We start from the raw sequence: 19,791 nt of genomic DNA, 5'->3' as shown, positions 1-19,791 counted from the left end.
CGCCCGGCCGAACTCGCGTGATCAGACGGCGATCACGCGTGATTGAAGGCGGAACTCGCGTGATTGAAGGCGTGACACGCGAGTCCCGGCCCCAATCACGCGAGTTCCGGCTCTGATCACGCGAGATCCGGCTCTGATCACGCGAGATCGGGTTTCCGGGCCCGGTCCCGGATTCGGCCGACCACGGTGGACCGTCGCCAGGCGTGGGTGACTTCCACCAGCCACGCCGCTTCGGTGGCGATGTCCGGCTCGTCGAGGTAGGTCGCCGGAACGTCGTCGGGGGCGTACCGGCGGCCCGCCTCGGAGGCGACGAGCGCGGCGGCCAAGGCCGCGGCCTCGATCGTCGCGGGGACGCGGGCTTCGGGGACCTTCGCCTTGCGGGCCTCGGCTTCCGCCGCTGTCGGGACGTCCGGATCGAAGTAGGGGCGCAGCGCGAGATGGCCGTCCCGGATCTCGATGACCCTGCGGTACAAGGCGAATTCGACGCCGCCCGGCATACCGGGACCCGGGTCCAGCGCGATTCCCGGAACGGCTTCGCGCAGCGCTGTCCACAGCGGCTCGATCCGGCGGTACGTCCGGTACGTGCCGATCAGGCGGAACGGGGTGGCCAGCGCGGGCCCCCACACGCTGAGCGTCGCGCCCGCCCCGGCGAGCCCGACGCTCAGCGCCGCCAAGATCGCCGAGAGCGTGTCCTCACCGGCGTCGACCGCACCGGTGGTGGCGAGGACGTAGATGTCGTCGACGTCCCAGAAAGTCCAGGCCAGCGCGGAAACCCCGCCGCCGACGAGCAGCCACAGCCCGGTGCGAAGCGGGCCGGGATCGGCATGGTGCGCGAAGCGGGCGAAGACGATCGAGAAGGTCAGCAGGCTGATCAGGCCGTAGGCGAGGAAGAGGACGTTGTACGCGACGAACCAGCCGAGCCTGCCCGGCCCGGCGGCGGTGTGCTCGCCGACGCGGTAGCTGTCGGAGAGGAAGAAGAGCGCGACCTCCGCGGCCACGACGCCCCAGGACAGCATCGCGTGCCAGCCGATCCGCTTGCCCTCCCCCAGTTTCAGCGAATGCGCGAACGCGACCGCGAAGGCCATCGCACCGATCTTGAGCACGTCCGCGGCGAGGTTCAGGAGACTGCCGACGGGTTCTTCGACGCCGACGGCGTTCTCCATCGCGGGCGTGAGCAGCATGATGCCGCCCGCGATGCACATCCCGAAGGCGCTGAGGAACCACATCCGCCGCAACGGCTGGGTGTGCCGGGCCTGGATCAACTTGTACCCGAACCCCACGCAAGCCACCACGCAGCAGAAGTACGCGATGGTCTCGGTCACGGCAGGCGTCGCTTCCGGCTGCCGAAGAGGTTGCCGACTCTGGCCAGCCCGCCGGCGAGGTCGCTCCCGCTCTCGTCGAGGTGCGCCGCGCCGCGCGCCGCCGTCCGGGAGACACGTTGCGCCAGCAGGCTGGCGAGCAGTTCGGCTTCTTGTTCCTCGACGGCGCTGTACCCCGTGCGGCCGAGGACGCGGCGGACGAGTTCGGGCGACAGGTTCGGCATGAGGGTCTTGCTGGCGGCGGCGTCGAGCGCGATCCCGTCGGCTCCCGCGTCCGAACCGACGTGGCCGCACAGCAGGTGGCCGACCTCGTGCAGGAGGATGTGCCGCCGGTGCAGGGCCGTGGTGTTGGTCGGGTAGAGGATGTAGTCCGCGCGCTCGGTGCTCATCAACAGCCCGCACGGGCCACTGGAGGGGACGCTGACCTGCATCAATTCGATCGGGCGAGCACGCTCGGCGGCCAGTTCGGCGATGAAGGCCGCGGCGTCGAAGGGTTCGGGAAGGGTGACACCGTCGGCGAGACTCCGGCAGCGGCGCCACAACTCCTTACGGCGGCGGTCCACTCACGCCTCCCTCTTCTGGCCGCCCCGTCCGGATTCCCTGCGGGCGATCGCGTCGATCATGTCGCTGATGGTGTCGAGTCCATCGGGTGAAAGTGTTACTGCCCGCAGCGCGACATCGCGGACTCCGGCGTCGCGGAGGGCTCCCAGGAGCGCGAGCTCCTCGGCGATCTTCGCGCTCTGCTCGTCGTCGAAGAAGTACGCCGGCGAGACGCCGAAGAACTGGGCGAGCGCCTCGAGGTGGCGTTTCGTGGGGTTGTCACGCCGACCGGTGCGCAACTGCCACAGGTAGGTCGTCGAGAAACTCTCGCCGGTCGCCTCACGGCAGGCCTTGGCGACCTCGTCGTGGCTGTACGGCTCACGATCGGGTCTCAGCACGATCTGGAACAGCTTGTCGATCTTTTCGGCGAGCGTCGTCTTGCCGGGCTCGGTCGCGGCCACCATCCCACTCCCTACATGTCGTGCCCGTTCATGCTAGTTGACTACAAGCCCTCATTCATACACGTCAGTTTTCACCTCGCACGCGGACGCGGCTGGCATCGCGGGCAGGAAAACGACGAACGGTTCATGAAGGGGTCGCGCCGGATGGCCGTCCCACACCGGCCGCAAGGCAGTCCTTCCTGGCCGTAGGCGTCGAGCGACCGGTCGAAGTATCCGGACTCGCCGTTGATGTTTACGTAAAGCGCGTCGAACGACGTCCCGCCCGCGACGAGCGCGGCGGCCATCACCTCGGTGGCGGCGGTGAGCACGGTGCGGCCGTGGGCCGCGGTGAGCCTGTCGGTCGGTCGGGCCCAATGGAGCTTGGACCGCCAAAGGGCTTCGTCGGCGTAGATGTTGCCGATACCGGAGACGAGGGTCTGGTCGAGCAGGGCGCGTTTGATCTCGGTCCGCCTCGACCGCAGCGCGCGGACGGCCTGGTCGAGGTCGAAGCGCGGGTCCATCGGATCGCGGGCGATATGCGCGATGGTGCTCGGCAACGCGGTCCCGTCGACGTCGGTGAGTTCCGCGAGCGCGAGACCACCAAAGGTCCGCTGGTCGACGAAGCGCAGCTCCGGACCGTTGTCGGCGAAGCGGAAGCGCACGCGAAGGTGCTTCTCGTCAGGCGTGTCTCCGGGCTGGACGAGCATCTGGCCGCTCATGCCGAGGTGCGCGAGCATGGCCTGGCCGTCGGAGAGCTCCAGCCACAGATACTTGCCGCGACGGCGGGCGGCGGTGATCTTGGTGCCGGAAAGCCGTCCGCCGAAGTCTTCGGCGCCGAGTTCGTGGCGGCGGATCGCGCGGGCGTGCAGGACTTCGACGTCGGTGATCGTCCGGCCGGAGACGTGCGCCTCGAGCCCGGCACGGACCACCTCGACCTCGGGGAGTTCGGGCATGCCGTCGATTCTCCCACTGGGCCGTGGACTCCCTCGTGAGTGGTGAGTGTCGTTAGAACGGCACTTACCACTCACGACCACGGTGAGGGGCGCGGTCTGCGAGCAGGCCTTGGTCGTGAGTCTCGCCGGCACGGACCGGTATTGCCTACCTGTCGCTGACCTGCACGAGACTGACGATCCCAGCGGATGCCCGATCGACGGTGAAGGAATCAGGACAGTCAACGTCCCAGTTCCTTCACCGTCGCGAGTGACACGACCTGGGGCAGGCGGGTAAGCAAAAAACCGGTCCGCTAGAGCCCGAATCGCCACTCACGAAGGGCTCGGGGGCGGGGGTTCAGGGGGCGAGGGGTCCGACGTCCGCCTTGGTCAACGCCTTCCGCGCCCCACCCGGCAGCAACTCGTCGGCCCCGACGTCGAACTTCCCGGACCGCGTCTGCAGGTCGAAGTCGGTCCCCGCGTAGGGATAAGACCCGACACCGGCGTCGACAGCCGGGCTTCCCGCGGACAACCGGTACAACCCGTCCTGCTGCACCAGCTTGGGATCGACGGCCTGGTATCCGCGGGAAGGCATCCCCGCCGTCCCGCCCCAGGCGATGTTCCCCTCGTACTTCACGTCCGAACCGCCCGGCATGCTCACGAGCGTTCCCGTCCCCTGCAGGATGTTGTTCGCCAGCACGCAGTCCTTGGGCTTGAAGTCACCGCCGTCGCCGTGGATGCCGTCGGTGGTCCCGACCACGGTGTTGTACGCGACAACGACCCTGTCGGGCCGGTCGTGGAGTTTGCTGTCCGGCCCGCTGTCGGCCTCGTTGCCCGAACCGAAGACGATCCCGCGGTTCGCCGTGGTGTGCACATAGTTGCCGACGATCTTGTGATCGTTGCCGTGGAAGCGGATCCCGGACTTCCCCAGCAGGATGTTCCCCTCCACCACACTGCGGTCCCCGTGGCGCAGCACGATGAAACCGCGGCTGTCGCGGATCGTGTTGTAGCGGACGACGTTGTCCGAAGACTTCACGGAGATCGCCTCGGAATCGCCGTCGGCCTTCTCGAACAAGTTGTACTCGACGACGCCGCCCGCCTTGTACTTCTGGCGGCTGCTCAGCCCGAACCGGATCGACTCACCACCGTTCGACCCGGTGAACTGGTGGTTGGAGAAGTAGTTGTGGTGCACCCGCACCCGCTTCGCCATGTCGTTCGACGGCCCGAGCACCTGCAGGAAAACACCCTGGCTGGTGCGGTTCTGCAGCACGTTGTGGTCGAACTCGGTGTCGTCACCGCTGAGCGTGACCCAGTTGCCGCCGCTGGTGAGCTGGACGTCGAGCCGGGTCAGCCGGTTGTGCGTACTGCCCGCGGGCACGCTCAGGGCACCACCGTGCCGGAGCTTGAATCCGCGCAGCACGACGTTCGACGCGCCCGAGGTGAACGAGAACCCCGCGGAGCCCTTGATCTCGGCCTTGCCGACGTGTTCCGCGGTGATGGTGATCGGCGCGCTCGCCGACCCCGACCGTTTGATGGAGATGGCCGAGCCCGCCGAGTAACTTCCGTCGGCCAGCCTGATCTCGTCGCCGGGAACGGCCTTGTCGATCGCGGACTGCAACGCACCGAGCGAGGTCACCCGGACGACTTGGGCGGCCGACGCCGTGGCGGGGGCGGCCGCCAAAGCCAAAACCGTCGCGGTGACAAGACAGAAAGCACGCATCCGCCGACCTCTCGACAGGCGACCTGAACGGTCGCGTCAGTGGCGGCGGACTGCGTTGATGTTACTGATTCACCGACTGAAGCGTCAACGAACCGTCCCGCTGAAGAGGACTCAGGTCGTCTTCGGCGGCTGTTCGATGTCGAGCTCAGCCGAAAGCTGGCGCCAGGCCGTCTCGGCGGACTTCTGCTCGGCTTCCTTCTTGGTCGTCCCCGAGCCGTAGCCGAGTTCACGCCCGCCGACGAGGACGGTGGCGCTGAACTCCTTGCGGTGATCGGGTCCGGTGTCCTCGACCTTGTACTCGGGTACGCCGAGCCCTGCCGACGCGGTCAGCTCCTGGAGACTGGTCTTCCAGTCCAGGCCGGCACCGCGCAGCGGCGCTTCGGCGAGCAGGCCGTCGAACAGGTGGTGCACGAGCTGGCGTGCGAGTTCGATGCCGTGCTGCTGGTACGCGGCGCCGATGACGGCTTCGAGCCCGTCGGCGAGGATGCTCGCCTTGTCCCGGCCGCCGGTGAGCTCTTCGCCCTTGCCCAGCAACAGGTGCTTGCCCAGGCCGCCTTCGCCGAGGCCGCGCGCGACCCGCGCCAGTGCGTGCATGTTGACCACGCTGGCACGGAGCTTCGCGAGCTGACCTTCGGCCAGGTCGGGATGGGTGTTGTAGAGATGGTCGGTGACGACCAGACCCAGCACCGCGTCCCCGAGGAATTCCAGGCGCTCGTTCGGCGGCAACCCACCGTTCTCATAAGCATAAGAACGGTGGGTCAGCGACAGCGTCAGCAGCCCGGGTTCGATGGTGATCCCGAGTGCTTCGAGCAGCGGTGCGGGGTCAGCGGGCGGTCCACCGGCCGATTTGCCCCCCATGTCGTCAGCTGCCGATCAGGCGGGCTCGACGACCTGGCGACCGTTGTGCTGGCCGCAGGCCGGGCACGCGATGTGCTGGAGCTTCGGCTGCTTGCAGGCGCGGTTGGAGCAGGGCACCAGCTGAACCGGAGCCGCCTTCCACTGGCTGCGGCGCGCGCGGGTGTTGGATCGCGACATCTTCCGCTTCGGGACGGCCACGAGTAGATCTCCTTCAGACGGTCTGCCCGCGGTCGCGAGCGAACTTGCTTCTCCGGAACGAGCTGGTGCTCGTCAGGCTTGCTTTCCGGGGCCATCAGCCTGGTCATCGGTCGTTTCGTCGCCGAAACGCTTCACCAGTGTGGCCCACCGAGGGTCTATCTTCTCATGCCCGTGCCCGGGCTCGAGATCGGCCCACTTGACACCGCATTCGATGCACAGACCCTGGCAGTCCTCGGTGCACAGCGGGGCCAGCGGCAACGCCAGCACCACCGCGTCGCGGACCGTCGGCTCGAGGTCGATCCGGTCGTCCACCAGACGGGGGATCTCGTCCTCGTCGGTGGTCTCCTCGGTCGCGGAGCCCGGGTACGCGAACAGCTCGGTCAGGTCGACCTCGACGTCCTCGGTGATCGGGTCGAGGCACCGCGAGCAGTGCCCCGTCGCGACGGCGGAGGCCGTACCGCTGACGTACACACCCTCGACGACGGACTCGAGTGTCAGGTCGAGTTCGAGGTTGGAGCCGACGTCGATGGTGATGACGTCGGGCACCCCGAGTGCGGTCTCGACGGGCACGGTGCGTTGGACGGCCTTGCTCAGGCCGGCGTGACGGCCGAGTTCGCGGGTGTCGAGCACCCACGGGCTCCGGTCGTGCAGTTGCGCAGGCCTGGCCTGCGGCGACTTGTTCTCAGACATCGATGACCAGGGTACGCAGTGCCCGCCACCGGTTTACCAGCACGCCCCCGCACACCCCCAGGTGACCGCGGCTCCAGCACCGAACGGTCTCCGCGAAGGCGCGCAGCGCCGAACGGAGACTTCACCCCTCACGCGCCCTCTTTCGGGCCGAAGGCCCACGAAAACTCGATGAAGGGGCGCCTTCCCGCACGACGTGAGTGACGTACGGGCCGGCGCCCCTTCGGCGAGTTTTCGTCAGCGCGCGAGCAACTGGAACCGTCAGCGCGCGAGCAATTAACTCTGGTAGTCGTAGAGCGACGTGCGGCTGTTGCCCGGCAGGTTGACCGGGGACCGCAGGTGGTTGCGCCCGGAGTCGACCGTCCGCAGCGTGGTCGCCAGCAGTTCGGAGAACTCGGCGAGCTTGCCGTCGACGTAGGCGTCGCAGTCGCTGCGCTGCTTGTCGGCCTCGACGTGCGCCTCGTCGACGATGCGCGCCGCTTCGCCATGCGCGGCCTGGACGACCTCGGTCTGCGCGACGAGGCGGGCCTGTTCGGCGCGCCCGTCCTCGATGGCGCGCTCGTAGGCGTCGCGGCCGGCCTGGATCATCCGCTCCGACTCGGCACGGGACCGGTCGGTGAGGCTCTGGAACTCGGCCTGTCCGGCGGCGACCATGCGCTCGGCCTCGCCGTGCGCGTCGCCCATCATCTGCTCGGCGCGGGCGCGGGCGTCGGCGAGGATGCGCTCGGCCTCGGCCTGCGCGTCGGCGACCGTGCGGTCGGCCTCGGTGTTCGCCGTGGTGATCGTCTCCGCCGCCTCGGTGCGGGCGGTCTGGATCAGCTGATCACGTTTGTCGAGGACGTCCTGCGCGTCGTCCACTTCACCCGGAAGGGCGTCGCGGATGTCGTCGAGCAGTTCGAGCGCCTCCCCGCGCGGGACTACGCAACTGGAGGTCATCGGCACGCCGCGGGCTTCCTCCACGATGGTGACGAGCTCGTCGAGCGCCTCGAAAACCCGGTACACGGCCACTCCCTACCTACAGCGATCCCCACATTCCCTGAGCTCAGTTTGCCCGCACCGGCGCTGTAAGGGGTGAAAGCACGCGGTACCGGGCGTGTCCCCCGACGGACCCGCCCGGCACCGCACACCGGTCACCGGAGGTCGAGCTCCGGATCCATGACCAGCTTGATCAGCTGTTCGTCCGCCGGACGCGAACCCCAGTCGCTCGCGCCGCTGGACACGGAGACCGACGTGCCGTCGACCCGGTACACGGTCGCGTCGCGGCCAGGGTCGTTGTCGCCCGGGGGCAGCGACGGGACGGTGCCGGTGACGACGACGGTGCTCCCGTCCGATTGGGGCAGCTTCACGCAGTCCACTGGTTCGCCGCTCGTCACCCCGCCGATGTCCGCGTCGAAATCGCCGCGGGTCTTGCGGCCCGGTTCACAGCTGTCTTCGAGCGAGAATCCCCGTTTGGCGGCCTCGGTTCCGAGGAGCGTGATGATCAAGGGACGCTCGGCGCCGGAAGAGTCTCGGTAGCTGACCATGAAGATGAGGATGTCCCAGGTGCGCAACTGATGTGCGGAACGGATCCGGATGTCCGTCGCCCCGGTGAGCACGGCAGGCAGCGCGGCGGCCAGATGCCCGCTGACCCTCGCCTTCTGTGCCGTCAGATCCACCTCCGTCGCAACCGGTGGCGCGGACCGGGCGGCCGGCGGGGACGTCGGCACGGCGGGCGTGACCACGGGCCCGGCGGGCGCCACGAACACCACCGCCGCCGCGATCACCGCCAGCGTCGCGGCCCCCGTCGCGAAGACCGCCCGACGGCTTCGCACCTTCTTCGCCGCCGTGCCGGCGACCTCGTCCGGGTCGAAGCCGAGCGGGGGCTCGGCCAGTGTGATCCCGCGCAGCCTGTTTTCGAGTTCGTCCATCACGCGCTCCTCCCGGAGACAGCCTCGTCGTGCTGTCTCTGCAGGGCCGCGCGGAGGACGTCGAGCCCCCGCGCGGCCTGGCTCCTGACCGTCCCTTCCGAACAGCGCAGCGCGACGGCGACCTCCGCGACCGGGAGATCGGCGCAGTAGCGCAGCACGACGGCGGCGCGCTGTTTCGGCGGAACTTCGGCGAGGGCTCGAAGCAGTGAATCCGAAATACCGGCATCAGTGCTGCCGGCCGGGGCTGTGGGCTCTTCGGGGACGATGCCGTCGCGGTTCTCTTTCCGCCGCCATGGTCGTCGCCGCTCATCGAGCCAGCAGCGCATCAGGATCTGCCTCGTATAGTTGTCGACGGGCCCTTTCCGGCGGGCCTTCGGCCAGACCCGGTAGAGCTTGATCAGCGCGGTTTGGACCAGATCCTCCGCGAGATGCCAGTCGCCGCAGAGCAGGTACGCCGTCCGCCGGAGCGGTAGCGCCTTGTCTCTGGCGAACTCCCTGAAGCTCGCATCGTCCCCAGACCGCATCGTGCCTCCTCATCCGTGTTCCGGTGTATCTCACGGACGGGGAGGCACGAAACGTTGCATGGGTGGTTCAGCCGTTGAGATTGACCGACTTGAAGGTCGCGTAGCGGTCCGGCGTGTAGATGATCTCGCCGCCCTTGCCGGAGATCACGCGGTCGCTCGTGCCCACCGGGAACAGCTGGTAGTAGCCGGCGGCGCACGACGGCAGCACACCTTCGCGGTTCTCGTAGACCGTGCCGGTCGCGCCGCCGCGGGCCTTGTCCACCACGGACTTCGCCGCGGAAGACAGCGTCGAGTAGCCGACCTTCGTCAGCTTCGAGGTGTCACCGCAGGACGGCGACGGCGTGCCCTTGACGTCGACCACGGAGAAGGTCTTGTAGTGGTCGCCGGTGTAGAAGTACTCCCCGCCGGTCCCGGTGACGATGCGGCGCGTGCCGCGGTTCGACGAGCCCGGGGTCGGGACGGTGTACTCGTGGTAGTAGCCCGAAGCGCACTTCGGGAGGATGTTCTCCCGGTTCGAGAAGACCGTTCCGTCGTTGTCCGGGTACGGGTACGGCCCACCCTTCTGGATGAGGTTGTACGTCGTCGTCGCCTCGGCGGGCAGCGCCGAGAGCGACGTGTGCTTGAACCCGGTGAGATCCCCACAGGGGTTCTGCTGGATGGAGACGGGGGCGGCGGCCTGCGCCGCACCGACCCCGCCGAAGAATGTGACGAGCAGAACGAGCAGCGCGGCGGCTGCCCGCGATCGTTTGTTGGTCATTTTCGGACCGTAACCCGATCGTGTGTTCGCCAGAAGGCGTCGAGATGAACTCTCCACCGCCGCTCACCGCTGACCGACCAACGGCCTCGGCCGTTCGGGTCAACCTCGCTCGGAGTACTTCTCCGAGAGGCGTTTGAACACTATCGGCGGTACCAGGTGCTCGATGTCGCCACCGAGCGCGGAGATCTCCTTGACCAGCGAGCTCGACACGAAACCGTACGCCGGGTTGTTCGCCATCAGGAGCGTTTCGAGCCCGGTCAGCTCGCGGTTCATCTGGGCCATCTGGAGCTCGTAGTCGAAGTCGCTGACCGACCGCAGGCCCTTCGCGACCGCGATGATGTCGTTCTCGCGGCAGTAGTCGACCAGGAGGCCCTGCCAGGAGTCGACGCGCACGTTCGGCAGCTTCGCGGTGATCTCGCGGAGGATGTCCATCCGCTCCTCGGTGGTGAACAGGCCCTTCTTGCTCTTGTTCACCCCCACCGCGACGACGACCTCGTCGAACAGCCTCGCCGCCCGCTCGATGATGTCGAGATGTCCATTGGTGGCCGGGTCGTAGGACCCGGGACAGACCGCACGCCGCATGGCGCGGACGCTACCAAGGCAGAGGGCCTGCTGCGCGTCCTGTGCGCTTTCCCAGTGCGGCGTCACACCTGATATTCGGCCCAGTAGAGCGCGGTGTCGCCATAGCGCTTCGTCCGCATCGGCTCGAAGCCCGGCGGCCAGTCCGGCTCGCCGTCCCGCGCGGCCCGTTCGATCACCACCAGCGCCCCGTCCTCGACCCACCGGCCCGCCGCGAGCGCGGCCATGACCTCCCCCAGGCGGGTGGAGTCCACGGCGTACGGCGGATCCGCGAGGACGACGTCGAACGTTTCGGGCGCCGGAACGGCGACGACCGACTCGACGGCCCCTGCCCGGACGGTGCCACCGAGCCCCAGTGCGGCGACGTTCCCCTTGAGCACTTCGACCGCGCGCCTGTCCGACTCGACGAACAGCGCGCCCGACGCACCGCGGGACAACGCCTCCAGCCCGAGCGCGCCCGAACCGGCATAAAGATCGAGGACCTTGCTCCCCTGCAGCTCACCGGCGACATCGAGCGCGTTGAACAGCGCTTCACGCACGCGTTCCGATGTGGGCCTGGTGCCCTTCGGAGGGACCTTCAACCGCCTGCCGCCCGCGGTCCCCGCCACGATCCTGGTCATTGGAGCATCGTGCCTCAACGGCTTCCGCCGTGACGTTGGACGGGACTTGGTGAAGGCGCCGCCCAGCTCGCGTAGAGTCGTCCTTCGCCCTCGGAGGCGATAGAAGCGTTTAGGAGCGTTGCGTGTCCGAACCTCGGGTCAGACGGGCCGAGATCGCCATCGAGCAAGCCCATGTGGACACCGTCTACACCCGGCTCGCCGAATTGCGAGCCCAGGCAGAGGCCATGCGTACCAAGGGCTATGAGATCGGCCATGGAGCCGGGCGGGAAGCGATCTTCGAGCAGGCGTCGATGCTGTTCGAACGGGACATGATGGTGTACCACGCCAATCAGACCCTCCAGACTCTCGACGCGGAGTACGAGGGGCTGGTGTTCGGCAGGCTCGACCACCTCGACAACGACCACATCTACGTCGGCCGTCTCGGTATCCGCGACGCGGAGTTCGACAACCTCGTCACCGACTGGCGCGCCCCCGCGGCCGCGGCGTTCTACCAGGCGACGGCCGAGGAGCCGATGGACGTCGTCCGGCGCCGGGTGATCCGGTGTTCCGGGCAGAACGTGCTCGACGTCGACGACGACGTGCTGATCGCCGACGCGGTCCCCGAGTCCATGCAGATCGTCGGCGAGGGTGCGCTGATGGCCGCGCTCGGACGGTCGCGTGGCGAGAAGATGCGGGACATCGTCGCGACCATCCAGAAGGAACAGGACGAGGTCATCCGGGCGCCGTGGCGCGGTGTCACGGAGATCACCGGCGGTCCCGGCACCGGCAAGACCGCGGTCGCGCTGCACCGCGCGGCGTACCTGCTCTACCGCTACCGCCGCCAGCTCGGCGGCGCGGGCGTGCTGGTGATCGGCCCGTCCGGGGTGTTCACCAGCTACATCTCGCGGGTGCTGCCGTCGATGGGCGAGACGAACGTCGAACTGCGCGCGCTCGGAGAGGTCCTCGACGGCCTCGAAGCGACCAGGCAGGACCCGGCACCGCTGGCGGCGATCAAGGGCTCACTGCGGATGCGCAAGATCCTGCTGCGCGCGCTGCGGGACACGCCGGCGGAGGCGCCCGAGGACATGAAGATCGTCTACCGCGGCGAGGTGCTGCGGCTGAACGCGCGCGAGCTCGACAAGGTGCGCCGCAAGGTCCACACCGCGGGCGGGCCGCCGAACCGGTCGCGGATCCGCGCCGCCGAGCTGCTGCTCGACGCGCTTGCGGCGAAGGCCGACCAGCACGCGAAGGACGACGGCCGCCAGCTCGACAAGGCCGAGCTGATCTCCGAGCTCGGCGAGCGGATCGAGTTCCACCGGTTCCTGGTGGTGTGGTGGCCGATCCTGTACCCGGCGCAGATCCTGCGGTGGCTGGGCGCCGAGAAGCGGCTCGCGAGCGCGGCGAAGGGCCTGCTCAACCGCAACGAGATCAGCATGCTCGCCGCCGACCTCGCCGATCGCTCCCGCGGCTGGACCATCGCGGACATCGCGCTCCTCGACGAGCTGCGCGTCCTGATCGGGCAGCCGCCCAAGAGCCGCCGGGCCCGCCAGCACATCGAGGTCAACCCCGACCGCGGTGGCGCCCCGACCCGGCCCGAGCACTACGACGAGTACTCGCACGTGGTCATCGACGAGTCGCAGGACCTCTCGCCGATGCAGTGGCGGATGGTCGGACGGCGCGGCAAGTACGCGAGCTGGACCGTGGTCGGCGACCCGGTGCAGAGTTCCTGGCCTGATCCGGCCGAGGCCGCGATGGCGCGGGACCAGGCCTTCGGGCTCAAGACGACGCGGCGCCGGTTCACCCTCCGCACCAACTACCGGAACTCGGCGGAGATCTTCGACCTGGCCGCGAAGGTCGTCGCCGGGCACGCCGAGGCCGACGAGCTCCCACGCGCGGTGCGGCAGACCGGCATCACGCCGGAGGTCCGGCCGGTCGAGGCCGCCGGGCTGGAAGCGGCGACGCAGGCCGCGGTGAAGGAACTGATGGGGTCCGTCGAAGGCACCGTCGGGGTGATCACCGCCATGGACCGGGTGCCCGAGGTCGAGGGCTGGCTCGACGGGTTCTCGGACGAGCGGCTCAAGGTCGTCGGCAGCCTCGACTCCAAGGGCCTCGAGTACGACGCCGTCGTCCTGGTGGAGCCCAACGACCTCATCACGGAGTCGACCACCGGACGCAGGGTGCTGTACGTGGCGCTGACCCGCGCGACCCAGCAGCTGACCGTCCTGGCTTCGAACCCGGACTGGATCCCCGCCGTCTGACTTGGGCTGAAGGGGCCCTTCACCGCATGCGACGCGGTGAAGGGCCCTTTCGTCGCGTCGTATGCGGGGAAAGCCACGAAAAAAGCTGAAGGGCTCCTTCAGGGCACTGGTGAATGTCCTGAAGGAGCCCTTCAGACCCCCGGTGAGTGAAACGTCTTGGGGACGTATCGCACGTCCAGGGGTATTTCTAGCGCCTAATCGTTGTTCGGTGTCACGGCGGTTTCACCGAACAACAACGCCGAACAACGAAATCGGCGGTGGTCACGGGCACGGAGGCCGGTAATCGAGCCCCGGCAGGTGTTGTTCCCACTCCGCCGCCGTGATCCGCGGGTACACGGTCGCGCAGACGCGTTCGGCGGCGCGCTCGGCGCTCGTCTCCCACAACCGCACGCTGCCATCCGCGACGGAGCCCGCGAGCGTGTGCCCGTCGGGGGCGAACGCCACCGCGTTGACCCTGTCGACATCCTCGGCCAGGGTCGCCGACTCGCGGACCGAGCCGGGATCGGCGACATCCCATAGTCGCACGGTCCGGTCGTAGCTGCCGGTCGCGAAGGTCTTCCCGTCGCCGCTGAACGCCACCGAGATGACGATGTCGGTGTGCCCTGTCGCCAGCGCGGTCTCCCGCGGAGCGGCCGGATCCGACACGTCCCAGATCCGCGCGGTGCGATCGGCACCGCCGGTGGCGGCGAGTTTGCCGTCCGGGCTGAACGCGACGGAGAACACGGTGTCGGTGTGACCCTTCAGCACAGAAAGCTGCTTCGGCGTCTTCACCATCGAGACGTCCCACAGCCGCGCGGTGTGGTCCCAGCCCCCGGTCAGGAGGGTGCGGCCGTCCGGGGCGAACGCGAGCGAATGGACGTCGTCCTCGTGTCCGGTCAGAGTCGCGAGTTCGACGGGTTTCCGCGGGTCCGCCACATCCCACAGCTTCACCGTGTGACCGGTGCCCGCGGTCGCGAGGGTCCGGCCGTCCGGACTGAACGCGACCGCGTCGATGTCCTCCGGGGGACGGCTGAAGACGCCGAGGTCTGCGGGCTTGCCCGGATCGGTGACGTCGATCAGCCGCATCGTGTGGTCCCAGGACCCGGCGGCGAGCGTCCGGCCGTCCGGACTGAACGCGAGACCGCAGACGCCACCGCCGAAGCCCGTGATCCTGCCCAGCTCACGCGGGTTCCGCGGATCGCGGGCGTCGTTCAGGCGCACCACGCCGTCCTGGCTCCCGGTGGCCAGCAGTTTCCCGTCGGAGCTGAACACCGCCCGGCAGGCCGACCTCGCGGGGCCGCTGATCACGGGCCCCGGCACCTCCCACAGCCGCACCGTCTGGTCGTCGCTCGCGGTCACCAGCGTGCGGCCGTCGTGGGAGAACACCGCCCAGACCACGGCCGCGGTATGCCCGGTGAGCGGCAGTTTCTCGCGCGGCTTCTTCGGATCGGTGATGTCCCACAGCCGCGCGTTGCGGTCGAAACCGGTCGTGGCCAGCGTCGTCCCGTCGGGACTGAACGCCACGGACCGCACGATGGTCTTGTGCGCCGGCATCGTCGCCAGCGGAGCCGGCGCCATCGGGTCGGCGACGTCCCACAGTCGCGCCGTCTGGTCGATGCTCGCGGTGGCGAGCGTCTTCCCGTCCGGGCTGAACGCGGCGGCGTGGACCCCTGCGGTGTGCCCCGCCACCACCCCGAGCGGCTTGGCCTTGAGCGGTTCGGCGACGTCCCACAGCCGCGCGGTCTTGTCCGCGCCCGCCGAGGCGAGCGTCCGGCCGTCGGGGGCGTAGGTGAGACCGTTGACGTTGCCGGTGTGCCCGGTGAGGGTGGCCACGAGCAGCGGTTTCGCCGGATCGCGGACGTCGAACAGGCGGATCGTGCCGTCGCCGTCCGAGGTGGCCAGCACCGGCGCCGTCGGGCTGAACGCGACCGCGTTGACCCGGCTCGGATGCTCCCCGACCACCACCCCCGGGCCGGGTTTCGCGGGATCGGCGACGTTCCACAGCCGCGCCGTCTTGTCCCAGCCCGCCGTCGCGACCACGCCGCCGTCGGCGCTGAACGCCACCGAATTGACGTTTTCGGTGTGCCCGGACAGCGTGGCCAGTTCGGTCGGGCGGTAGGGATCCTTGACGTCCCACAGCTTCGCCGTCTGATCCCAGCTGCCTGTCACCATCACCCGGCCGTCGCCGCGCAGGGCGGCCGAGTTGACCCGGTTGGCGTGCCCGGGGACACGGGTCGAATACGGCGACGCGACCATCCCGAGCACGCTGCTCCGGGTTTCCGTGCCCGGATCGACCCGATACGCCGCCAGCGCGAGCTGCGCGGCCAGTCCCGGATTCGTCGCCCGCATCGCGACCGCCTGCCCGGCGACCTTCTGCGCGAGCGCGCTGTTGCGCTGGCCGGTCGCGGTCTGCTCGGCCCGGACGGCGTACGCCATCGCGGCCGTCGCCAGCACCAGCAGCACCGCCAGGAGCGCGACCAGCTGGCGCAGCCGCCGGGTGCGGCGGCGCGCGACGGCCTGCTCGTGGTTCTCGATGGCCACGCTCGCGTCGAGGAACCGGCGTTCGCGCTGGGAGAGCGCGCTGTCGTGCTCGCCTGCCCACTCCACGGCGATGGACAGCCGCGCACCGCGGTAGAGCCAGCCGTCGTCGCGGCCGACCGATTCCCACGCTTCGGTCGCCTCGGTGAGCTGGCGGTGCACGCGCAGGCCTTCACGGTCTTCGGCGAGCCATTCGCGCAGGCGCGGCCAGCCGCGGATCAGCGCCTCGTGCGCGATCTCGATGCCGTTGTCGTCGAGGGTGACCAGCCGCGACGACGCCAGCCTGTCCAACACGACGGCGACGTCGGGATCGTCGGCGTCCACCTCGTCGCGCCTGATGCGGCGTTTGGTGTCCTCGGTGCCTTCGCCGAGCGCGGTCATCCGCAGGAAGATCTGGTTCGCCAGCCGCTGCTGATGGTCGCTCAGCGCGGTGAAGGTGTGCTCGGAGGATTGCGCGACCGAGCGCTCGATGCCGCCGGTGGACTCGTAGCCGGTGAGGGTGAGGGTGTTGCCGTGGCGGCGGCGCCAGGTCTCCAGCAGCGCGTGCGAAAGCAGCGGCAGCACGCCGGGCTGTCCTGTCGCGTCCGCGACCAGCCGCGAGACCAGCGCGTTCTCGACGCGGTACCCGGCGTCGATCGCCGGCCGCGAGATGGCCTGCCGCAGCTCCTCGGTACTCATCGGGCCGACGAGGATCTGCGCGTCCTGCATGGCCTCGACCAGCTCGGGATGCCGCGCGCAATGCGTGTAGAAGTCGGTGCGGATGCCGAGGACGACCCTGGTCCGGCTCTCCGGCTCGGCCGTCGCGGTGACCAGCGCGGAGAGGAAGGCCGCGCGCTCGTCGACGTCCTGGCAAAGTGTGAAGACCTCTTCGAACTGGTCGACGACCAGCACGACGTCACCCTCGCGGTCGGCGACCAGCTGGCGCGCGGCGAGGCCGAGGTTGCGCGGATGCTCGGTGAACTCGGCGAGCAGCCCACCGGGCGCGAGCCCGAGCGCGGCGCCGAACTGGACGGCGCATTCCTGCAGCGGCCGCGAACCGGGGGTCATCAGCAGGGTCACGGACTTCTCGGCCGCCACCGGGAGCAGACCCGCCTTGAGCAAAGACGACTTACCGGAACCGGAAGCTCCCAGAACCGCGAGAAATCTTTGCCCCGAAAGCCGGGTAACGAGTTTCTCGACAAGTCGTTCGCGACCGAAGAATCGGCTCGCGTCATCCGGCCCGAATGCGGTGAGCCCGATATAAGGGGCCGATTCCCCATTCAGCGGGGCAACCGGTGAATCGCCGACTCCGGTGCGCGTCCGCTCGGTCACGTCATGCCATCGGGTCTCCCACTCCGCTTCGGGCCCTTCGCACGCCCGGACGTAGGCCAACGTGACCGCCAAGCTGGGCATCTTCTTCCCGCCGGCGGCTTCGGAGAGGGTGCCCGCCGAGTAATGGGCACGCCTGCCCAGCTCGCGGTACGTCGGGTTTCCGGCCTTCTCGCGCAATCGCCGGAGATCGGCGGCGAACTCGAGCAACGGATCGTCCCCGGGGTCCAAAGGTCGCTCCGGACGCGGCACCCTCAATCCTTTCTTTTCAGTGGTTTTCCCACGGTCGCATTCGGGGGCAACCGTACCGTGAAAACGGCGGCGGCCCGCCGGATACCCGGTACATCACGTCGGTTAATTTCGATCGATCGACAGGTGCTCGATGTCACGGGAAGGGATCGAGGGCGGGCGGCGTTGTACCGATGCGTGACCTCCTTGCCTGACATCCCGCTGTCCGTGCTCGACCTCTCGCCCGTCGTGGCCGGAGGCGGCGTTGGCGACTCGCTGCGCAACACTCTCGACCTCGCCCGCCGGACCGAAGCACTCGGCTACCACCGGTACTGGCTCGCCGAGCACCACAACATGCCCGGTATCGCGAGTTCCGCGACAGCCGTGATGATCGGCCAGGTCGCCGCGGCCACCGAACGGATCCGGGTCGGCTCCGGCGGGGTCATGCTGCCGAACCACGCTCCGCTGGTGGTGGCCGAGCAGTTCGGCACACTGGAGGCGTTCCACCCCGGCCGGATCGACCTCGGCATCGGACGGGCCCCGGGTACCGACCAGCGGACCGCGCTGGCGCTGCGCGGCCCCGGCGGGCTCACCGCGGAGAACTTCCCGCAGCAGTTCGCGGAACTGCTGGCCTACTTCGAGCACTCCGACCAGCGCGCCGTCAACGCCGTGACCGCCGAGGGCAACAAGCCGCCGGTGTGGCTGCTCGGGTCGAGCGGTTTCAGCGCGCGGATGGCGGGCGAACTGGGCCTGCCGTTCTCGTTCGCGCACCACTTCAGCGCCGAGAACACGCTGCCCGCCGTGGCGCTCTACCGCGACGCGTTCAAACCGTCGGACGTCCTGGACGAGCCGTACGTGATGCTCGGCGTCTCCGTGGTGGCCGCCGAGACCGACGAACGGGCCCAGTACCTGGCCGCACCCAGCGGACTGACGTTCCTCAGCCTGCGCAAGGGGCGTCCCATCCCCCTGCCGACGCCGGAAGACGCCGCGGCCTACCCGTACACCGACATCGAGCGCGTGTTCATCGAGGACCGGGCTTCGAGCAGCATCATCGGTTCGCCCGAGACGGTCCACAAGGGACTCGAGACGCTGCTGGCCGACACGGGTGCGGACGAGCTGATGATCACGACCATGGTGCACGACCAGGCGGACCGGGTTCGCTCCTATGAGCTGGTGTCCGAGCTGGCTCGCTGACGCCGCCGGTATTTGCGCGTGAAGGCCCCCCTTCCCTCGGCTCAGTCGAGGGAAGGGGGGCCTTCACGCGTTTGGCGCCAGGTGCGGGCCGCGCTAGGAAAGGTCCTTTCCTTGCCAAATTTGCAAGGAAAGGACCTTTCCTAGCGCCTGCAGACGGGCAGGGAGGACGTGGCGACCGGTGGAGGGCTGGAAGGGCTGGCGACCGACGGGCGACGACAGGTAGCCCTGCTCTCTGGGGTCGTGAGTAGCGGTTCGTGTTCTATTGAGGGGTAAGGCAAAGGTGTCGGGTCGACGAGGGCGCGAGTTGTCACTCAGGGTGAGGAGTGTGTGGAAATAGGGACGCTCAACCTGGATCCACCGGTGTTGTTGGCGGGGTTGGTCGTGTCGTGGGCGCGCAAATGCCCTCTGGCTTGGGATGATTGTTCTTGCGACGGAACAAATCCACCTAGCGAGAGGGCATCTGCTGGATGCGATCTTCTCATACCGCCGGATCGGTGTCGGCGAGGTTCGACGATGCGGGTCTCGTGTCGTGCGCGGGGCTGGTGCCGGTGCTGCGGCTGGCCGAGGACGTCGGCCTGGGCGGGCTGATCGAAGACCGGGTTGACCTGGGTATCCCGGTCGGCGCGAACACGGGCACGAAAGCACTCTCGGTGCTGGCGGGCATGGTCGCGGGCGCGGACTCGATCGAGGACCTCGATGTGATCCGGCATGGCGGGATGCGCCGGGTGTTCACCGGTCTCCGCGCGCCCTCGACCTGTGGGTCGTGGCTGCGCGGGTTCACCCACGGCCACGTCGGTCAGCTCTCCTCGGCGGCGGCCGAAGCGCTGGTCCGGCTAGCGGAACGGGTGCCGTCGCTGCTGGCCGGGGCCGAGCAGCTGGCGTTTATCGACATCGACGCCAAGATCAAGGAAACCTACGGCCACGCCAAACAGGGCAACGGGTTCGCCTACAACGGGGTCCGCGGCCTGAACCACCTGGTCGCCACCCTCTCCAGCCCGGTTTGCGCGCCGGTGGTCCTGGCCGCGCGGCTGCGCGGCGGGAACGCTGATTCCCGCCGCGGGGCGGCATCGATGATCACCGAGGCTATCGGTCTCGCGCGGCGGGCAGGGGCGACCGGCACGATCGTGGTGAGAGGGCTCTGTCATGATTTCCGTGTAAGCCACGGATGATTTCTTCTTTGATTCTAGTGGAGTGGCAGGCGATCAGGGAAGAGGGCGGCGAGGGTATTT

The 19,791-nt window shown here is 68.8% G+C and carries 18 protein-coding genes; 3 read left to right on the top strand and 15 right to left on the bottom strand.

What is annotated here, in order from left to right:
- Nucleotides 1-137 precede the first annotated feature (137 nt).
- The 14 genes from ACZ6YV_RS35735 to rsmD all read right to left on the bottom strand — a co-directional run bounded on the left by ACZ6YV_RS35735 (nt 138) and on the right by rsmD (nt 11,096).
- The gene (locus ACZ6YV_RS35735) at nt 138-1,322 is read right to left on the bottom strand and encodes an MAB_1171c family putative transporter (protein ID WP_465513816.1); all 1,185 of its coding nucleotides are present in this window, start codon (nt 1,320-1,322) and stop codon (nt 138-140) included.
- Entirely contained in the window at nt 1,319-1,882 is a 564-nt protein-coding gene (locus ACZ6YV_RS35730) for an ImmA/IrrE family metallo-endopeptidase (RefSeq protein ID WP_465513815.1), read from the bottom strand. Before ACZ6YV_RS35730 ends, ACZ6YV_RS35735 begins: the two co-directional genes overlap by 4 nt.
- Nucleotides 1,883-2,323, bottom strand: coding sequence for an XRE family transcriptional regulator (locus ACZ6YV_RS35725; RefSeq protein ID WP_378242859.1), 441 nt, complete (start codon nt 2,321-2,323; stop codon nt 1,883-1,885).
- A 68-nt stretch (nt 2,324-2,391) separates the two neighbouring features.
- Entirely contained in the window at nt 2,392-3,252 is an 861-nt protein-coding gene (gene mutM / locus ACZ6YV_RS35720) for a bifunctional DNA-formamidopyrimidine glycosylase/DNA-(apurinic or apyrimidinic site) lyase (protein ID WP_465513814.1), read from the bottom strand.
- A 334-nt stretch (nt 3,253-3,586) separates the two neighbouring features.
- Complete coding sequence (locus ACZ6YV_RS35715) at nt 3,587-4,948, bottom strand: polysaccharide lyase 6 family protein (protein ID WP_465513813.1); 1,362 nt, start codon at nt 4,946-4,948, stop codon at nt 3,587-3,589.
- Between the two features lie 111 nt (nt 4,949-5,059).
- The gene (rnc, locus tag ACZ6YV_RS35710) at nt 5,060-5,806 is read right to left on the bottom strand and encodes a ribonuclease III (protein ID WP_465513812.1); all 747 of its coding nucleotides are present in this window, start codon (nt 5,804-5,806) and stop codon (nt 5,060-5,062) included.
- 15 nt (nt 5,807-5,821) lie between these two features.
- Nucleotides 5,822-6,004, bottom strand: a complete 183-nt coding sequence (gene rpmF, locus ACZ6YV_RS35705; protein WP_005160412.1) for a 50S ribosomal protein L32 — start codon at nt 6,002-6,004, stop codon at nt 5,822-5,824.
- 72 nt (nt 6,005-6,076) lie between these two features.
- Nucleotides 6,077-6,694: a YceD family protein gene (locus tag ACZ6YV_RS35700; RefSeq protein WP_465513811.1), complete on the bottom strand. Its 618-nt coding sequence runs from the start codon at nt 6,692-6,694 to the stop codon at nt 6,077-6,079.
- 273 nt (nt 6,695-6,967) lie between these two features.
- Nucleotides 6,968-7,693 carry a DivIVA domain-containing protein gene (locus ACZ6YV_RS35695; protein ID WP_465513810.1) on the bottom strand — a complete coding sequence of 242 codons (726 nt, stop codon included), beginning with the start codon at nt 7,691-7,693 and terminating at the stop codon, nt 6,968-6,970.
- 128 nt (nt 7,694-7,821) lie between these two features.
- Complete coding sequence (locus ACZ6YV_RS35690) at nt 7,822-8,598, bottom strand: hypothetical protein (RefSeq protein ID WP_465513809.1); 777 nt, start codon at nt 8,596-8,598, stop codon at nt 7,822-7,824.
- A complete protein-coding gene (locus ACZ6YV_RS35685) occupies nt 8,598-9,122 on the bottom strand; it encodes a SigE family RNA polymerase sigma factor (protein WP_465513808.1) in 525 nt (174 codons plus the stop codon). The genes ACZ6YV_RS35690 and ACZ6YV_RS35685 overlap by 1 nt, the downstream gene beginning before the upstream one ends.
- Nucleotides 9,123-9,189: 67 nt before the next feature.
- Nucleotides 9,190-9,879 (bottom strand): ribonuclease domain-containing protein, encoded by a 690-nt coding sequence (locus tag ACZ6YV_RS35680; protein WP_465513807.1) that lies wholly within the window; start codon nt 9,877-9,879, stop codon nt 9,190-9,192.
- Between the two features lie 99 nt (nt 9,880-9,978).
- Complete coding sequence (gene coaD, locus ACZ6YV_RS35675) at nt 9,979-10,461, bottom strand: pantetheine-phosphate adenylyltransferase (RefSeq protein WP_378242842.1); 483 nt, start codon at nt 10,459-10,461, stop codon at nt 9,979-9,981.
- A gap of 62 nt (nt 10,462-10,523) precedes the next feature.
- Nucleotides 10,524-11,096 (bottom strand): 16S rRNA (guanine(966)-N(2))-methyltransferase RsmD, encoded by a 573-nt coding sequence (gene rsmD / locus ACZ6YV_RS35670; protein WP_465513806.1) that lies wholly within the window; start codon nt 11,094-11,096, stop codon nt 10,524-10,526.
- 104 nt (nt 11,097-11,200) lie between these two features.
- Between rsmD and ACZ6YV_RS35665 the strand changes: the two genes are divergently transcribed.
- The gene (locus tag ACZ6YV_RS35665; protein ID WP_465513805.1) at nt 11,201-13,315 is read left to right on the top strand and encodes a HelD family protein; all 2,115 of its coding nucleotides are present in this window, start codon (nt 11,201-11,203) and stop codon (nt 13,313-13,315) included.
- Nucleotides 13,316-13,576: 261 nt separating this feature from the next.
- Here the strand turns inward: ACZ6YV_RS35665 and ACZ6YV_RS35660 are convergent, their stop codons facing one another.
- Entirely contained in the window at nt 13,577-17,392 is a 3,816-nt protein-coding gene (locus tag ACZ6YV_RS35660; RefSeq protein ID WP_465513804.1) for an nSTAND1 domain-containing NTPase, read from the bottom strand.
- A gap of 174 nt (nt 17,393-17,566) precedes the next feature.
- Between ACZ6YV_RS35660 and ACZ6YV_RS35655 the strand changes: the two genes are divergently transcribed.
- Nucleotides 17,567-18,562 carry an LLM class flavin-dependent oxidoreductase gene (locus ACZ6YV_RS35655; protein WP_465513803.1) on the top strand — a complete coding sequence of 332 codons (996 nt, stop codon included), beginning with the start codon at nt 17,567-17,569 and terminating at the stop codon, nt 18,560-18,562.
- 467 nt (nt 18,563-19,029) lie between these two features.
- The gene (locus ACZ6YV_RS35650; RefSeq protein ID WP_465513802.1) at nt 19,030-19,731 is read left to right on the top strand and encodes a transposase family protein; all 702 of its coding nucleotides are present in this window, start codon (nt 19,030-19,032) and stop codon (nt 19,729-19,731) included.
- Nucleotides 19,732-19,791 lie beyond the last annotated feature (60 nt).

It is taken from the genome of Amycolatopsis sp. NPDC102522 (assembly GCF_055584485.1).
The sequence above is the reverse complement of the archived record's forward strand: the minus strand, read 5'-3'. Positions and strand labels throughout refer to the sequence as shown.